Source organism: Caballeronia sp. LjRoot31 (assembly GCF_964253885.1).
Classification (GTDB): domain Bacteria; phylum Pseudomonadota; class Gammaproteobacteria; order Burkholderiales; family Burkholderiaceae; genus Caballeronia.
The window spans coordinates 70,796-87,846 of sequence record NZ_CAXURX020000002.1; the positions used below are offsets into that span (position 1 = coordinate 70,796).

Annotated in this window: 14 protein-coding genes; 11 read left to right on the plus strand and 3 right to left on the minus strand. The window is 59.5% G+C overall.

The window, feature by feature from the left end:
• From ACSQ8V_RS18780 to ACSQ8V_RS18800, 5 genes are all read left to right on the plus strand, one after another.
• Positions 1 to 1,188 carry an electron transfer flavoprotein subunit alpha/FixB family protein gene (locus ACSQ8V_RS18780; protein WP_436206722.1) on the plus strand — a complete coding sequence of 396 codons (1,188 nt, stop codon included), beginning with the start codon at positions 1 to 3 and terminating at the stop codon, positions 1,186 to 1,188.
• A gap of 55 nt (positions 1,189 to 1,243) precedes the next feature.
• Entirely contained in the window at positions 1,244 to 2,035 is a 792-nt protein-coding gene (locus tag ACSQ8V_RS18785) for an electron transfer flavoprotein subunit beta/FixA family protein (RefSeq protein WP_436207958.1), read from the plus strand.
• A 63-nt stretch (positions 2,036 to 2,098) separates the two neighbouring features.
• Positions 2,099 to 3,397 (plus strand): aromatic ring-hydroxylating oxygenase subunit alpha, encoded by a 1,299-nt coding sequence (locus ACSQ8V_RS18790; protein ID WP_436206723.1) that lies wholly within the window; start codon positions 2,099 to 2,101, stop codon positions 3,395 to 3,397.
• Between the two features lie 59 nt (positions 3,398 to 3,456).
• Positions 3,457 to 4,668, plus strand: coding sequence for an FAD-binding oxidoreductase (locus ACSQ8V_RS18795; protein WP_436206724.1), 1,212 nt, complete (start codon positions 3,457 to 3,459; stop codon positions 4,666 to 4,668).
• Positions 4,669 to 4,810: 142 nt separating this feature from the next.
• Positions 4,811 to 5,671 carry a glycine betaine ABC transporter substrate-binding protein gene (locus ACSQ8V_RS18800; protein WP_213769121.1) on the plus strand — a complete coding sequence of 287 codons (861 nt, stop codon included), beginning with the start codon at positions 4,811 to 4,813 and terminating at the stop codon, positions 5,669 to 5,671.
• A gap of 82 nt (positions 5,672 to 5,753) precedes the next feature.
• Here ACSQ8V_RS18800 and purU read toward each other — a convergent pair whose 3' ends face one another.
• Both purU and ACSQ8V_RS18810 read right to left on the minus strand, forming a co-directional pair.
• Complete coding sequence (gene purU / locus ACSQ8V_RS18805) at positions 5,754 to 6,650, minus strand: formyltetrahydrofolate deformylase (protein ID WP_436206725.1); 897 nt, start codon at positions 6,648 to 6,650, stop codon at positions 5,754 to 5,756.
• Positions 6,651 to 6,779: 129 nt separating this feature from the next.
• Positions 6,780 to 7,700: a choline sulfate utilization transcriptional regulator gene (locus ACSQ8V_RS18810; protein ID WP_213769119.1), complete on the minus strand. Its 921-nt coding sequence runs from the start codon at positions 7,698 to 7,700 to the stop codon at positions 6,780 to 6,782.
• A gap of 155 nt (positions 7,701 to 7,855) precedes the next feature.
• On the opposite strand from ACSQ8V_RS18810, the gene betC reads away from it, so the two are divergent.
• From betC to ACSQ8V_RS18825, 3 genes are all read left to right on the plus strand, one after another.
• Positions 7,856 to 9,394: a choline-sulfatase gene (betC, locus tag ACSQ8V_RS18815; RefSeq protein WP_436206726.1), complete on the plus strand. Its 1,539-nt coding sequence runs from the start codon at positions 7,856 to 7,858 to the stop codon at positions 9,392 to 9,394.
• 52 nt (positions 9,395 to 9,446) lie between these two features.
• Positions 9,447 to 10,397, plus strand: a complete 951-nt coding sequence (locus ACSQ8V_RS18820; protein ID WP_213769117.1) for a choline ABC transporter substrate-binding protein — start codon at positions 9,447 to 9,449, stop codon at positions 10,395 to 10,397.
• Between the two features lie 263 nt (positions 10,398 to 10,660).
• Complete coding sequence (locus tag ACSQ8V_RS18825; RefSeq protein ID WP_436183279.1) at positions 10,661 to 11,809, plus strand: porin; 1,149 nt, start codon at positions 10,661 to 10,663, stop codon at positions 11,807 to 11,809.
• Between the two features lie 16 nt (positions 11,810 to 11,825).
• Here ACSQ8V_RS18825 and ACSQ8V_RS18830 read toward each other — a convergent pair whose 3' ends face one another.
• Positions 11,826 to 12,809, minus strand: a complete 984-nt coding sequence (locus ACSQ8V_RS18830; protein WP_436206727.1) for a GlxA family transcriptional regulator — start codon at positions 12,807 to 12,809, stop codon at positions 11,826 to 11,828.
• 1,261 nt (positions 12,810 to 14,070) lie between these two features.
• On the opposite strand from ACSQ8V_RS18830, the gene ACSQ8V_RS18835 reads away from it, so the two are divergent.
• From ACSQ8V_RS18835 to ACSQ8V_RS18845, 3 genes are all read left to right on the plus strand, one after another.
• Entirely contained in the window at positions 14,071 to 15,027 is a 957-nt protein-coding gene (locus ACSQ8V_RS18835) for a choline ABC transporter substrate-binding protein (RefSeq protein WP_213769263.1), read from the plus strand.
• A gap of 14 nt (positions 15,028 to 15,041) precedes the next feature.
• Entirely contained in the window at positions 15,042 to 15,971 is a 930-nt protein-coding gene (locus tag ACSQ8V_RS18840) for a 3-keto-5-aminohexanoate cleavage protein (protein ID WP_436206728.1), read from the plus strand.
• A gap of 132 nt (positions 15,972 to 16,103) precedes the next feature.
• Positions 16,104 to 17,051 (plus strand): L-carnitine dehydrogenase, encoded by a 948-nt coding sequence (locus ACSQ8V_RS18845; protein WP_436206729.1) that lies wholly within the window; start codon positions 16,104 to 16,106, stop codon positions 17,049 to 17,051.

The following is a 17,051-nucleotide window of genomic DNA, read 5'->3' on the forward strand; positions in this document are numbered from 1 at the left end:
ATGGATACCATCAAACGAATTGATCCGCGCCGGCCATTTTCGATCACGGCAGAAGGGCTAAAACGCATTACGCTGGGTTTTGTCGGCGTGGCGGGGGACGTTCAAGCGGGCGCCACGAGCGGGCATCGTGACCAGGCAAAGCCGCACCGTACAACAGCCACAGCGCAACGTTCGTTACTCGTGGCCGCGCACAGTGATCGTGGTTCGCTTGACGACCACGCGCGCCAAACGCTAGCGGCAGCCGCATTACTTGCAGACTCGACAACCCAAGTCGTCTTGCTTGTCCTGGGCGAATTGAAGGATGACGCGGCTGCGTTGGGCGCGGACAAGGTGATCGAGATGCCGGCATTTGATCGTCGCGCATTCGCACCCGATGCCGCACTGAATGCGCTCGCCGCATGTGTCGCGGCGTATTCGCCTGCGCATGTTTTCCTCCCCGACAATGCCACCGGTGACGGCGATCTTGGTCGCCGATACGCGGCGCAAGCGAAGGCATCGGTGGCGACACACGTGGTCGAAATCGACGCCGTGCACGTGGCGGTTTATACCCAAGCGCGCAAGGCGTTTGCCGTGCGTTCTCTCCCCGACGTGATCCTGCTCGCTCCGAATGCGGTTGATGCAAGGTTGCCGTTCATCGGCGCAGGGGAGCGGGTTGCGTCAGAGCAGTTCCTCGTTGAAGACCACCAGAAAACAAGTCCCTACAAAGACCTGGGCATCGAAGAAATAGATGCCGCGCAAGTGGCGCTGGAAGAGGCGGATTTCATCGTGTCGGCGGGTAATGGCGTGACCGATGTTCCGGCATTCGAGCGCCTTGCCAGTACGGTAGGCGCTGCAATCGGCGCAAGCCGCGTAGCCGTCGACGACGGCAAGTTCCCTCGCGACAAACAGATCGGCGCAACGGGCAAGACGGTCGATGCGAGCATCTACATTGCGTTCGGTATCTCCGGCGCGGTGCAGCACTTGCAGGGCATCAAGGATTGCCGTCACGTGATTGCAGTGAACCTGGACGCGAGCGCACCGATCGCAAAACGCGCGAACCTGACGATCATCGGCGACGCGCAGGAAACGATCACGGCGTTGACCGATGCCGCTGCGGCCGCACGTAACGCGCGTGCCAACCCGGGCTCACTCACACCGTCCGGCGGTCAAGCCTCGACTACCGCGAAGCTGGAAGGAGCGCTCGCATGAATCTCATCAAGCACGCGCGGGGAGCGTTCAATTGACTAGCGTGAGTAATGCGTCGATCACGAAGCGCGTAAGCAAGATCGCTGTGCTCGTATCAGTGGGTCGTCATCCGGTGAGCGGGACGGCGCGCTATAGCCGCAACGACGCCGCTGCTCTGACCTTGGCTAAGCGGCTCGCCATCCAACACCAGGCCACGCTCGACGTGTTGCACGCAGGCGATCCAACCAATCCCGCATTGCGCGAATATCTCGCGTTGGGCGCGGCAAAGGTGGAAGTGCTGACCGTAGCAGAAGGCGATGAAATCGCGACTGCGCTGAGCGCACGCTTGAAGGGTTACGACCTCGTGCTGACCGGCACGCGCGCCGAAGGCACGGAAGACAGCGGCATGCTGCCGTACCAACTTGCCGATGCATTAGGCTTTGCGCTGCTTGGATCGGCGGTGGATATCGATATTGAAACCGACGTTGAAGCGGCTCAAGTCACCGTCCGGCAATTCCTGCCGAAAGGGTTGCGCCGGCGCGTGCAGGCAAGCTTGCCCGCCCTGGTCGCGGTGCATCCAATGGCCAACGCCACGCCGCGATACGCGTACGCAAAACTGCGCGAAGGGACGATCGAACCGGTACCGGTGAGTGCCGCCAACGCATCGGTAAGCTTCTCCTGGACGATCAAGCCCGCGACGGCAAAACCCGTGCGGCTGGCGGCGGCCGAAAAGCGTTCGGGCCACGCGCGCATGCTCTCGGCCACGACCACGGAAAGCCGGGGCGGCAGCGTCGTAATTGAGGGGACTTCCGTCGAAAAAGCACAAGTGATCCTGGCGTATTTGCGCGAGCATCAACTCGTCGACTACTGATTCGCGACACGAAAATTCCCGCACGTTCAAGGTCGGGCGGCGCACCAAAACACGGAGTACACGATGAAAGTTTCCGCAGACGTTCGCGCAATGATCGAACGCCGCAAGAAGGGTCACACGCTGGAAGCGCCGTTCTACGCGAGCGAGGAAGTCCACGCGCTCGACATGGACGCGATCTTCCGGCGGCACTGGATCCAGGTCGCGGTCGAACCGGACGTGCCTGAAGCGGGCGACTACATGACGGTGGAACTCGGCAACGATTCCATCCTGATCGTGCGTGACGACGACATGCAAATCCGCGCGTTCCATAACGTTTGCCGGCATCGCGGTGCGCGCCTGTGCAGTTCGGAGAAGGGCTCGCTTGGCAATATCGTGTGCCCGTATCACAGCTGGACCTACAACCTGAACGGCGACCTCATGTTCGCCGAGCACATGGGCGAGCAGTTCGACAAGTGCAAGCACAGCCTCAAGAAGATCCACCTTGAAAACCTCGCGGGGCTGATTTTTGTCTGCCTCGCTGAAACGCCGCCGGCGGATTTCGCGGTATTGCGCGCGTCGATGGAACCGTACCTGCTGCCGCATGGTCTGGCCGACTGCAAGATAGCTGCCGCTATCGACATCATCGAAAAGGGTAACTGGAAGCTCACGATGGAGAACAATCGCGAGTGTTACCACTGCGTTGCGAACCATCCGGAACTGACCATCTCGCTCTACGAATATGGCTTCGGTTACCAGCGTTCCGCCGACAATGAAGAAGCGATGGCCGCCTTCGACAAGACCGTTGAAGAACGCACAAAGCAATGGGAAGCGATGAACTTGCCGTCGAAGGAAATCGACCGGCTCGCTGACCTTGTGAGCGGTTTTCGCACGCAACGTTTGCCGCTCGATCGCAGCGGCGAGTCCCAGACAATGGACGCCAAGGTGGCGTCGAAGAAATTGCTCGGCGGTTTCCAGCAAGCCGATCTCGGTGGCCTCTCGTTCTGGACGCAGCCGAATTCCTGGCATCACTTCATGAGCGATCATATTGTGAGTTTCTCGGTGATTCCGCTGTCGGCCGGCGAGACGCTCGTGCGCACTAAATGGCTCGTGCACAAGGATGCGAAGGAAGGCATTGACTACAACGTCGACAACCTGACGGCCGTCTGGCGCGCGACCAACGATCAGGACCGCGCGCTGGTGGAATTCTCGCAACTCGGCGTGACGAGCAGCGCGTATGAACCGGGCCCCTATTCGCCGTTCACGGAAGGCCTCGTGGAGAAATTCTGCGAGTGGTATATCGGCAGGCTCGACGACTACGCGAACACGCCGGATGAAGCGAGCGTGAGCACGCACGGCGAGAAAGTCGTGTCGTTCAAGCGCTGACTTATCGAATACTTAAGCGAACAAACAACGTCGCACTCAAAGCTACAGCGGAGAAACAGATGATGCGCGATCAGGCGACGTTCGAGCCTGCCCCGAACCGAGTGACCCAGCCCGAGTTCTGGGGCACGCTTCCCGCCCGTTGGGACAGCGACACCGACGAGACGCTCGTCTGCTGCCACGTTCGTCAGGAAACGCACGACGTAAAGAGTTTTTTCTTTCGTGCGCCGGTCGAACGGACCTTCGTTTTCGAGCCGGGCCAGTTCATCACGCTGGAGCTGGAGATAGACGGCGAATCGATTAATCGCTGCTATACGATCTCGTCGCCGCCTACACGTCCGCATACCATTTCCATCACGGTGAAGCGCGTGCCGGGCGGCAAGGTGTCGAACTGGCTGCACGACAATCTTCAGCCGGGCGGCAAGGTTCGGGTGCTGGGGCCAGCCGGCGAATTCACTTGCGCGCGGCATCCGGCGCGCAAGTTCCTGTTCTTATCGGCGGGATCGGGTGTCACGCCGTTGATGTCCATGAGCCGCGCGCATCACGAACTCGGCGAGGATCGCGACATCGTGTTCGTGCACAGCGCCCGCACCCCCGACGACATCATCTTCGCGCGCGAGCTCGATCTGATTGCGTCGAACCAGGCGAATTTCCGCACTGCGTTTGTATGCGAACGAGTCGGTGCACGTACAAGCTGGCACGGCGTGACGGGTTTTCTCACGTTGCCCTTGCTCAAGCTGATCGCGCCGGATTTCATGGAGCGGGAAATCTTTACCTGCGGTCCGGCGCCGTATATGAAAGCGGTGCGTGATCTGCTTGCAGAAGGCGGTTTCGACGCGACGCATTATCACGAGGAAAGTTTCTCCTTCGAGACGATCGCGGAAGTCGCCGCGCAACTGACCACGGCGCACGTGGCCGACGCGTTGCAGCCCACCGGGGCATTCAGCGAGATGCGGGAGGCAGCGGTTGGCTTTGACCTGTCGCCCATACCTGCACCCGTGCCTGTAGAGACCACGTTCAAGGTCAGTTTTGCCAAGAGCAATCGCGAGATCGAATGCGGCAGCGCGCAGCACGTGCTGGATGCCGCCAAGAAATGGGGCGTGCGTTTGCCGGCATCGTGTACGCAAGGCATGTGCGGCACCTGCAAGGTCAAGCTGCTCTCCGGCGAAGTCGAGATGAAACATAACGGCGGCATTCGCCAGCGCGAGATCGATCAGGGCATGGTTCTGTTGTGTTGCAGCAAGCCGCTGACGGATCTTGTCGTCGATAAGTAGGGTATTCATCAGGCCCGGCGACGCAGCCGGATAAAACGAGGTCGCATCCGGACAACTGGGTGTCGAAAAACAACCAGTCGGCGCATTTCTGGCCGGTGATTCTAAAGCCTCAATGGTGTGGAACGTAAAGGGGAGTACGACAATGAGACTGATCAAGAAACTGCTTGTTTTAAGCACTTTAAGTGCCGCGCTGGCTGCAACCAGCGCGGGTGTAATTGCCGCCGATGCGAAACCGACCATCAAGATCGGTTACGTGGAAGGCTGGGATGACAGCGTGGCGACGACGAACGTGGCGGCGCAGATCATCGAGAAGAAGCTGGGTTATCCCGTGCAACTCGTGCCGGTTTCCGCCGGCGTGATGTGGCAAGGTGTGGCGCGCGGTGACCTCGATATGACGCTGTGCGCCTGGTTGCCGGTCACGCACGGCGCCTACTGGGAGAACTTCAAGTCGAAGGTCGTCGATCTCGGCACCAACTTTCCTGACGCGAAGATCGGCCTGATCGTGCCGGAAGATGCGGACGTGACGAGCCTGACGGATCTTGAAGCGAAGAAGGCGGAGTTCGGCGGGCGAATTGTCGGTATCGACGCCGGGGCCGGCGTGATGCAGAAAGCGGGCGAGGCGATCAAGGCCTACAACCTCGACTACACGTTGATGCCGAGCTCGGGCAGTGCCATGACGGCGGAACTGGCGCGTTCGGAAAACGCGAAGAAGCCGATTATTGTGACAGGCTGGAAACCGCATTGGATGTTCGCGAAGTACAAGCTGAAATTCCTGGAAGATCCGAAGAAGGTGTTTGGTGAATCGGAGCACGTCGACAACATCATCAATCCGGAACTCGAAAAGAAGGCGCCTACCGTGGTCGCTTTCCTGAAGAAGTTCCAATGGAAACCGGGTGAGATCGACAGCGTGATGCTGGCGACCACGAACGGCGCCAAGCCGGCCGCCGCCGCCGATGCATGGATCAGCGCTCACGGCGATCGCGTGTCGAGCTGGACTAATTAGACATCCAGAGCTTTAGCTTCAACGAAACAACGCCGCTTTTCAGCGGCGTTGTTTCGTTTCGGAGACTTCTTTCAAAGGCTAATCACAGCACCACGGTCCGATCGCCATTGATAAACACGCGCCGTTCAATGAACGCCTTCACCGCACGCGCAAGCGTGATGCATTCCACATCGCGCCCTGTCGCGAGCAGACGCTCCGGCTTGTACGAGTGATCCACGCGCTCGACCACTTGCTCGATGATCGGACCTTCGTCGAGGTCATCGGTCACGAAATGCGCCGTTGCGCCGATCAGTTTCACACCACGCGTATGTGCCTGGTGATAAGGCTTCGCCCCTTTGAAACCGGGCAGAAACGAATGATGGATATTGATCGCGCGCGCGGCCAGTTTCCGGCTCGTCTCGCCCGACAGGATCTGCATATAGCGCGCGAGAATCATTAACTCCGCGCCGGATGACTCGAATAAATCGAGCAGGCGCGCTTCCTGTTGCGGCTTGGTATCGGCGGTGACAGCGAGGTGATGGAAGGGCAAGCCATGCTGCACGGCAAGCGGTTCCAGATCACGATGGTTCGACCCGATCCCGACAATGTCCATCTTCAGCTCGCCCATGCGCCAGCGGAACAACAGGTCCGCGAGACAGTGCTCAAGCTTCGACACCATGATGAGCACTTTCGGCCGCGCGGCTACGTTGTGAATCGCCCACGTCATGGAGAAACGCTCGGCAATAGGCGTGAATTCCTGCTGCAACGCGGCGATCTGCAGCGTTTCATCGTGATCCACGCCGTGAAAGACGCAGCGTACGAAGAAGTGCTGGCTGAGGTCATCGTCAAAGACGGTGAGTTCATCGACGTAACACTGGTGCCGATCGAGAAAACCGACCACGGCGGCGACTTGTCCCGCAGCACTGGGACAGGCCACCGTGAGCACGAGTTGATGAGAAAGGGGGTCTATGACGCTACTAGTGACATTGCTGCCGGCCATGCGGTTCTCCACTATGCGAATGGCAGCGCCGCGAACGCAGCGCGCATGCGTTGCAGTAGAACAAATTGCATGGGGCGGCGGCTAGAAGCTAAACGCCGTGACGCTGGTATCGGAGCGTCAGGCGGGTCTTCAGGCAGTCACGCCGCACTCAGCCAGCAGCCAGTCGCGAAACGCGCATACGGTCGTGGTTTGAGCGCGCGGCGCATTCAAGATATAGCCGCTCTCCGTCGTGACCGGTGTGTCGAATAACTCGATCAGTTGACCGCTCGCGACGAGTTCGTCGACCAGCGGCGCCCAACCGAGCGCCACGCCCTGGCCCATGATCGCCGCGTGCGCGACGAAGCCATAACTATTGAACGTGATGCCACGATGCGCAGGCGGCGCTGCCAGCCCGTGCGCCGCGAACCAGCCATGCCACGACAGCCAGCGCTCCGGGTTTGTGGGTTCGAGATGAAGCAAGGGAAGACTAACAAGATCCGAGGGATGGCCGGGCTTGCCATGACGCGCGAAGAACGCGGGGCTGCATACCGGCGTGACCTGCTCGGGAAACAATTTGACCGTACCGCGTCCGGCCCAGTCGGTTGCCGTCTGACCAAAACCGATCACGATATCCGCATGGTCGTGATCGGCGGCAATGACGTCTTGCGCAGTGGTGATCCTGACATCGACATCGGGCATCAGCGCCTTGAATTGCGACAGGCGCGGCATCAGCCAATACGTTGCGAAGCCGAAGTCGGTGAGGAGATTGAGCGAGCGCTGCGCAGGCGATGCATGGCGCGACCGAATGTCGTTGGTAGCAACGCGGATGGTGTCAAGGCTCTGGCGCACGGCTTCGAACAGGCGTACGCCGTCCGCGGTAAGCGTCACGCCCCGGTGCCCGCGCTCGAACAGCGCCGCGCCGAGGTTCTCCTCGAGTTGCACCACACGCTGGCTGACCGCCGGCTGCGTGGAGCCCAGTTCACGGGCTGCGGCGGTGAAGCTGGCGAGACGCGCGGCGGACTCGAACATCGACAGCGCCTGCATCGGCGGCAAACGATCCTGTCTCGACATAAGTCCCCCTTATGAGCTCATAACGTTTTGCTCTCTTCACAGCCGCGCAACGAACGGCAATAGTGATGCGCGACACGGACCGTTCGCCGTGCGGTACCGGCCATGCTGCGCCCTTTGCCGCGTCACCTTCCTGATTCTATTCGAGCCTCGCCCCGATGCTTAAACGCAAACCAAATATCCTTATTCTGATGGCTGATCAAATGACGCCGTTCGCGTTGTCCGCGTACGGCCATCACGTAACGAAGACACCGAACATGGACGCGCTTGCGGCCCGGGGCGTGGTCTTCGATTCGGCATATTGCGCGAGTCCGCTCTGCGCGCCGTCGCGTTTTTCGTTCTTGTCGGGCAAGCTGCCCTCGGCGATAGGCGCCTACGATAACGCCGCCGAATTTCCCTCGCAAACATTAACGTTCGCCCATTACCTGCGCGCGGAGGGGTACCGCACGATTCTCTCGGGGAAGATGCATTTTTGCGGCCCGGACCAATTGCACGGTTTCGAGGAGCGCCTGACGACCGATATCTATCCTGCGGATTTCGGCTGGACGCCGAACTGGGACGACTTCGAGACGCGCCCGAGCTGGTATCACAACATGAGTTCCGTGATCGATGCCGGGCCGTGCGTCCGCACGAATCAACTCGACTTTGACGATGAAGTGACTTACACCACGCGCCAGAAGTTATTCGACATGGCGCGTGAGCGGCAAGCCGGGAAAGATGAGCGGCCGTTTTGCGTGGTGGCGTCGCTTACTCACCCGCACGATCCGTACGCGATTCCGCAGAAATACTGGGACATGTACCGCGACGAAGACATTCAGATGCCTGCGTACCGAGACACGCTGGATGCCGCCGACCCGCATTCGAAGCGCCTGCGTTATGTGTGCGAGACGGACAAGACGCCACCGACCGACCAGCAGATCCGCAATGCGCGCCATGCGTACTACGGCGCGATTTCTTACGTCGATGCACAGTTCGGCGCGATCCTTGAAGCACTCGATCAGGCGGGAATGGCCGACGACACTATCGTGATCGTGACGTCCGATCATGGCGAGATGCTGGGCGAACGTGGCCTTTGGTACAAGATGACCTTCTTCGAAGGTGGCTGCCGCGTGCCGCTGATCGTGCACGCGCCGGGACAATTCGAGGCGGCGCATGTGAGCGCTTCCGTCTCGCATCTCGACTTGCTGCCGACGCTGGTGGAACTCGGCCGTGGCACGCCGCGACCGGCATGGCCTGATACGCTCGATGGCCGGAGTCTCGTGCCGCATCTGCGTGGCGAGCCGCAGGCACACGATGAAGCCATTGGCGAGTACCTGGCCGAAGGCGCGATTGCGCCGATCGTGATGCTGCGCCGCGGCGACTTCAAGTTCATCCATACGCCCTCCGATCCTGACCAGCTCTTCAACGTCACTGCGGATCCACTCGAACGCATCAACCTCGCCACGCTGCCCGAACACGCGGTGGCGATCTCCTCGTTCCGCGAGGAAATCGCCGCGCGCTGGGATCTCGACGCGCTGCGCGAAGAGGTCGTGCGAAGCCAGCGGCGCCGGCAGTTTCATTTTGAAGCGACCACGCAAGGCCGGATCGAATCATGGGACTGGCAGCCGTCGGTAGATGCCAGCCAACGTTATATGCGCAATCACATTGACCTCGACACGCTCGAAGCCATGGCGCGTTTCCCCGCCGTCAAACGCTAAAGCCCAAGCTGCTGAACCACAACCAAAACCCCACTACCCACAGGAAGCCAACATGAAAAAGCCCTTCAAGCACGCGCTATTCTGCATTGCGGCACTCTGCGCATCCATCGGCACGGTCGTCGCTGCCGAGCCCCAAAGCTGCCTGCAGGTGAAGATGGCGGACCCGGGCTGGACTGACATTGACGCCACGAACGCCATGGCCGGTGTCGTGCTGAAAGCGCTTGGTTATAAGCAGAGCGTCTCGAATCTTTCAGTGCCGATTACGTATCAGGGCTTGAAGAAAGGTCAGGTCGACGCCTTCCTGGGTAACTGGATGCCCGCACAAGGACCACTGGTCAAGCAGTTCGTCGATGAGAAGTCGATCGACGTGGTGCACCCGAACCTGACCAACGCGAAGTTCACGCTGGCCGTGCCGGACTATGTGGCGGCTGCCGGCGTGCATACGTTCGCCGACTTGCAGAAGAATGCGGACAAGTTCGACGGCAAGATCTACGGCATTGAACCGGGCGCGCCGGCGAATCAGAACATCAAGAAGATGATCGATGAAAAGGCCTTCGGACTGAATGGCTGGAAGCTGGTGGAGTCGAGTGAAACCGGCATGCTGACGCAAGTCGAACGCTCCGTGCGCGACAAGAAGTGGATCGTGTTCCTTGCCTGGGAGCCGCATCTGATGAACACGAAGTTCCATCTCACCTACCTCGATGGCGGCGATAAATACTTCGGCCCGAACTTCGGCGGTGCGACGGTCAATACGGTCGCGCGGGCCGGTTACGTGGGTGAATGCCCGAACGTGGGACGGCTTTTCAAGCAGATGACATTCAATGTTGACCTGGAGAACGGCATCATCACCGACGTCCTTCAAAACAAAACCAATGTGGATACCGCTGCCGCAGCTGCGCTCAAGCGCAACCCGGATCTCGTGAAGGGTTGGCTTGACGGCGTTACCACGGTTACGGGCGGAAATGGCTGGCAAGCAGTGCAAACAGCGCTCGGTTCCAAATAACAACGGTGGGTCGCAACTGGACAGGTTTGCGTCGCAAAAGGTCGAGCCCCAATAAATATGGCCTCTTACTTTTGCAAGGCTGGTGCATGCGCGTAAAGCTCAATGCATGCACCAGCATCCCATGCGTCAGATCACTGTAGTTCGCCAGTCTCTGCAATAAAAATTCGAGCGGGCAGCGTTGCGCGATGTCAACCCATCGCCGGAGCAGCGCGGCTCTTGCTTCGTCCAACGAAACATGCAACGGGTATCAGGGAGAATCAACGATGAAGAAGCGAAATGCCGCAAAGCTGGCGGCTCTGGCGCTGAGCGCAGGCGCCGTCTCCGCACCTGCTGTGGTTCACGCGCAAAGCAGCGTGACGCTGTACGGTATCCTCGACGCCGGCATTACCTACGTCAACAACACGGGTGGCTCGCACGTCATCAAATTCGACGACGGCGTCTCGTACGGCAACCGGATCGGTTTCAAGGGCACGGAGGATCTGGGCGGCGGAATGAAGGCGATCTTCGCACTCGAGTCCGGCTTTCACCTCGGCAGCGGCCAATATGCTTTTGGTGGCGCGGAGTTTGGCAGGCAGGCGTATGTGGGCTTGCAGAACCAGTGGGGCACGATCTCGGCGGGTAACCAGCTCGACCTGACGAACGAGTTCATGGAGGGTTACAACATCTCCTCGTTTGGCAGCGGCTACGCGATCCACCAGGGTGACTTAGACCGCATGAACGGCGACCGCTTGCCGAACTCGATCAAATACATGTCGCCCGATATCAGCGGCCTGACTTTTGGCGGCTTGTATTCGTTCGGCGACGTTGCGGGTGACTTCCACGAGAAGAGCGCATACAGCTTGGGCGCGCACTACGCGCACGGTGACTTCACGATCGGTACGGCGTACACGCGCCTGAACAATCCGAACGGGATTTACGCATTCGACCCGTACGCGATGATCGGCACGAAGACGTTCCTCGGCCAGACCGTTGCAACCGTGAGTCCGACGACAGGCGCCGTGACCGACTTGTTCAGCAGTACCGCGTTCAACGTCGACAGCCAGGCTACCTTCGGAATTGGCTCGTCGTATGCGCTCGGCAATTTGATGCTGCTGGGCAACTACACTTACACCACGATCAAGGGTTATGGACAATCGTCGCACATGCACGTGGGCGAAGGTGGCGCGTCGTATAACTTCACGCCTTCGTTGATCCTGTACGGCGGTTATCAGTTCACCGCGTTTGAAGGTCACAAGTGGAACATGGGCTCGCTCGGGTTGCATTACCTCTTGTCCAAGCGTACCGATGTCTATGTGTCGGGCGACTACCTTAAGGCATCGAGTGGTGTGAACGCGGTGATCGGCTATAGCTTTACGCCGTCGACATCGAGCACGCAAAGCGATGTTCGCATTGGTATCCGGCACTCGTTCTAAGCGCTTTCAGTTGGTTTCAGCTGGTCGCGACGGTTTCCCCAACGGGCGCCGTCGCGCGTGGCGAACTGCGGTCCTGGCGCGGACTTGAGCCGAAACGTGCGCGGTAGGTGCGTGAAAAGTGCGAGGGTGATTCGAAGCCGCATGCCACGCAGACCGTGGTAATGGACATGTCGGTTTGTTGTAGTAATTCGCGGGCGCGTGCAAGGCGCAGTCTGAGATAGAAGTGGGTGGGCGTGTCTTTCATTGCCGAGCAGAACAGGCGTTCCAGCTGACGTCGCGTCACGCCGATTTCCTCTGCCAGTGCATCTGGCGACAGCGGTTCCTCCATGTGTTGTTCCATCACGCCGATCACCTGGATCAATTTGCGATTGTGGATGCCGTAGCGCGCTGCGATCTGCATGCGCTGGTGGTCCGAGCGTTGGCGGATGCGGCCGAGCACGAATTGTTCGGAGACCTGGGCGGCGAGTTCGGCACCGTGGCGGCGTCCGATCAGGTCGAGCATGAGGTCGATGGAGGCTGTGCCGCCGGCGCACGTGATGCGTCGCGCATCGATTTCGAATAGCTCCTGGCTGACCGTGAGCGATGGATAGCGCTCCTGGAACGCCGATGCCGCTTCCCAGTGGAGCGTTACGCGTTCGTGCTGGAGGAGGCCTGCTTCGGCCAGCACGAAGCTTCCTGTATCGATACCACCTAGCGTTGCGCCTTTGCGGTCCATCCGTCGGAGCCAGTCACCCATTTCGCGTGTGTATTGGCTTAGCGGGTTGAAGCCTGCGACGACGATGACGTTGGTGGCGGAGTCGACGCTGGTCAGGGCGCTTTCGGCGTTGAGCGAGATGCCGTTGCTGGCGCAGACGGGGCCGCCGTCGAGGCTCAGGATGTGCCAGCGGTACAGGGCGCCCTGGAAGCGGTTGGCGACGCGTAGCGGCTCGATCGCCGACATGAAGCCGATGGACGAAAACTCGGGCAGCAGCAGGAAGTGGAAGTCTTCGGTGGCGGGCATTTACACGGTAGGGATGTTTTTGCAATCGGACTAGCAAGCTAACAAGCGGAAATTGCGGGCGCAATGGGGCCAAATCCTAGGTTTTTCGTTCGCACTTGAGTGTGGGGTTTGGGCGGGTGGTTAAGGTTTAGGGGTTAGTGGTCGGGGTCCATGCCGGGTTGGTCGGTTCTGGGGTTAGCGGTCGGGGGTCTATGTCGGGTTGCTGCTTTCAGCGTTAGCGGTCTGCAAGAGTCGGATTTTCTCTTTATCACTGTTAGCCACTGTGCGTGGCGGCACGTCATTTCTTTGTCCAAAGCGACAAAGAAACGAAGCAAAGAAAACGCTTTCAAACCACGCTACCCTAAGTGTCCACAGCGTGCAGTTTCTATTCATGGGTGCCCCAAAAGCACGGTGCTCGCCAGAGCCACGGATGTGTGAACCCCTCCTTCTCCGAACACGGATACCCACACGCTTCGCCACCAGTGATTGAACCTGCCCAAGGAGCACCCCGCGCTATCCGCGGACGACCATCCACCAAATATGTGCGCGCCTCGAACCACGTCGCCAACCCGCCAAGAAACGAAGCCGCGAAGATGCGGGCGGCCGTAACCGACGAAGATAGCTGTACAGAACGCGCAGCCAATTCACAAAAAACTGAAGCAGCAAACACAAACACGCATGAAGCTGTGGCCTATGAATACGGTCGCACAGACCAGGTAGCTAACCTGTCAATAAACCGCAGCCGTAAATACCTGTGAGGCCGTGCGGGTTCATTGGCAATGGTGCTTGCCCGAGAGCGTACGGGGCGAAGCGTGTTCGTGTCAGGATTCGCGAGAAGGAGGGGTTCACACATCCGTGGCTCTGGCGAGCACCGTGCTTTTGGGGCACCTATGAATGAAAACTGCACGCTGTGGACACTTAGGGTAGCGTGGTTGAAAGCGTTTTCTTTGCTTCGTTTCTTTGTCGCTTTGGACAAAGAAATGACGTGCCGCCACGCACAGTGGCTAATAGTGATAAAGAGAAAATCCGACTCTCGCAGACCATTAAGGCCGAAAGCACCAACCCGGCACTAACTCCGACCACCAACCCCAGAACCGCCCCCCCAAGTGCCAACGAAAAAACCTTGATCGAATGCGAACAAAACCATTCCGTCGCTGACAGTCAACTCCCGGTCGCAACCGGTCGCCTCCCCACCATTATGCGGCGTTACTTTTACCCACGGTCGGACATATCCGAACGCGTCTGTCCCACACAAAAAATCACCGGAACAGGAAGCCAAGCCATGACATCAATCCCGACAACGAAAAAGCTGCTCGCCTGTCTGTTTCTCGCGTTAACCTCAATCGGCGCATCCGCGCAAAGTAAGGAAGACGCAAGTTGCCACACCGTTCGATTCGTCGACATCGGCTGGACCGACATCACCTCGACCACCGCGCTCGCATCAGTCGTATTCCAGGGCCTCGGCTATGACGCGAAGATCACCCAGGCCTCAGTGCCTATCTCACTCGCCGGCCTGAAGACAAAACAAATCGACGTGTCACTAGGCTACTGGTGGCCCGTGCAGGAAAAATCCGTCCAGCCGTTCCTCGACGCCAAGCAAATCGACAAGCTCGACCCGCCAAACCTGTCGGGCGCCAAAGCAACGCTCGCCGTGCCGAGCTATGAATACGACGCAGGCCTGAAGACCTTCCAGGACATCGCAAAACACAAGGACGAACTCGACGGAAAGATCTACGGCATCGAGCCGGGCAGCAGCGCAAACGCCCAGATCCAGAAGATGATCGATACCAACCAGTACGGCCTGGGCGGTTTCAAGCTGGTGCAATCGAGTGAAGCCGGCATGCTCGTCACGGTCGACCGCGCCGTCCGCGACAAGAAGTGGGTCGTGTTCCTTGGCTGGGAACCGCATCCAATGAACATCCAGATCAAGATGAATTACCTCTCCGGCGGCGACGCCGTATTCGGCCCGAACTACGGCGAAGCACGCGTCTATACGCTGACCAACCCCGACTTCCTGACCCGCTGCCCGAACGCAGGCAAGCTGGTTTCGAATCTGCGTTTCACCACGCAACTGGAGAACCAACTGATGATTCCGGTCATGGCCAAAGTGCGTCCCGCCGATGCCGCCAAGGACTACCTGAAGAAAAATCCCCAAGTGCTTGACGCATGGCTCGCGGGCGTAAAGACGGTGGACGGCAAGGACGGACTGCCGGCAGTGAAGCAATATCTTGGCCTTTGAAAGGACGACGCAACATGAACTATGAAGTGATCGTGACCTGCGCGGTAACCGGCGCGGGAGATACCACGAGCAAACACCCGGCGATCCCGGTCACGCCCAAGCAGATCGCGGAGGCGGCCATCGAAGCCGCGCGGGCAGGAGCAACCGTTGCGCATTGCCACGTCCGCGATCCACGCACGGGCCGCGGCAGCCGCGACCCGGCGTTGTACCGCGAGGTGGTGGACCGCATCCGTTCATCGGACGTGGACGTGATCATCAACCTGACTGCGGGCATGGGCGGCGACCTGGAAATTGGCGCGGGCGAAGCGCCGATGCAGTTTGGCGCGGGTACTGACCTCGTGGGTGGCTTGACCCGGCTGGCACACGTGGAAGAGTCGTTGCCGGAAATCTGTACGCTGGACTGCGGCACGCTGAATTTCGGCGATGGCGACACCATCTACGTATCAACCCCCGCGCAACTTCGAGCCGGCGCGAAGCGGATACAAGAGCTGGGCGTGAAGCCGGAACTCGAGATCTTCGATACAGGGCATTTGTGGTTCGCGAAGCAGATGCAAAAGGAGGGTTTGCTCGATGATGCCCCTCTGTTCCAGCTATGCATGGGTATCCCCTGGGGTGCACCGGCGGACGTGGGCACGCTCAAGTCGATGGTCGACAACATGCCCGCGGGTGCGCAGTGGGCAGGGTTCGGAATCGGCCGCATGCAGATGCCGATGGTCGCCCAGGCAATGTTATTAGGTGGCCACGTGCGCGTGGGTCTTGAAGACAATCTGTATCTGGACCGTGGTGTGCATGCGAGCAATGGGACGCTGGTTCAGCGGGCGGTAGAGATTATCGAACGTCTGGGTGGTCGTGCGTTGACGCCGGCAGAGGGTCGAAAGAAGCTGAACCTGCCGGCTCGCGGCGAGCGTTTGCTTGACCGCCGCAAGATCGAGCAGTTCGCGTAAGAGCGTAGAAGATACAAGCCTGAAACCCGCCGACGCAGGCCGTGCGAAAGCGGGGAATTCAGGTTAGAAGCAGGCACAAGACACTAAAACATCGAAGCAAGTTAAAAGCCAAATTAATAAGGAATCCGGTATATGCAAGTCAAGACGTTTGCTGCGTTGGGAGTAGGGGTCATTGGAAGCGGCTGGGTATCGCGAGCGTTAGCGCATGGACTTGACGTAGTAGCGTGGGACCCGGCGCCGGGCGCCGAGCAGCAATTACGGGCGAACGTCGCGAACGCATGGCCGGCGCTCGAGCGAGTAGGGCTGGCAAAGGGGGCATCGCAGGAAAGACTGCGCTTCGTTGCGACCATCGAGGAGTGCGTCGCCGACGCCGACTTCATTCAGGAAAGCGCGCCCGAGCGTGAGGGCCTGAAACTGACGCTCCATGAGAAAGCATCCAGGGCAGCAAAGCCGGAAGCCATCATCGCGTCGTCGACATCGGGCTTGCTCCCAACGGATTTCTACGCGAGCGCCAAGGACGCTTCGCGCTGCATCGTGGGCCATCCGTTCAACCCGGTTTATTTGCTGCCGCTGGTCGAAGTCGTTGGTGGCGAAAAGACGTCGGAAGCAACGTTGCAAGCCGCATCGACATTCTATGAATCGATAGGCATGCGCCCGCTGAGAGTCCGCAAAGAAGTCCCCGGTTTCATCGCGGACCGCATGCTGGAAGCACTCTGGCGCGAGGCACTTCATCTGGTCAACGAAGGCGTGGCGACCACCGGCGAAATCGACGATGCCATTCGTTTTGGCGCAGGCATTCGCTGGTCGTTCATGGGCACGTTCCTGACCTATACGCTCGCGGGCGGCGAGGCCGGCATGCGTCATTTCATGCAGCAATTCGGCCCGGCGCTAGAATTACCGTGGACCAAACTGGTCGCACCAAAACTAACGGACGAACTCATCGACCGGGTGGTGGACGGCACCACGGATCAGCAAGGCACGCACTCCATCAAGCAACTGGAACGTTATCGCGACGACTGCATCACGAGCGTGATGACGGCCATTGCTGAAGCGAAATCCCGCCACGGCATAGCGGACTAG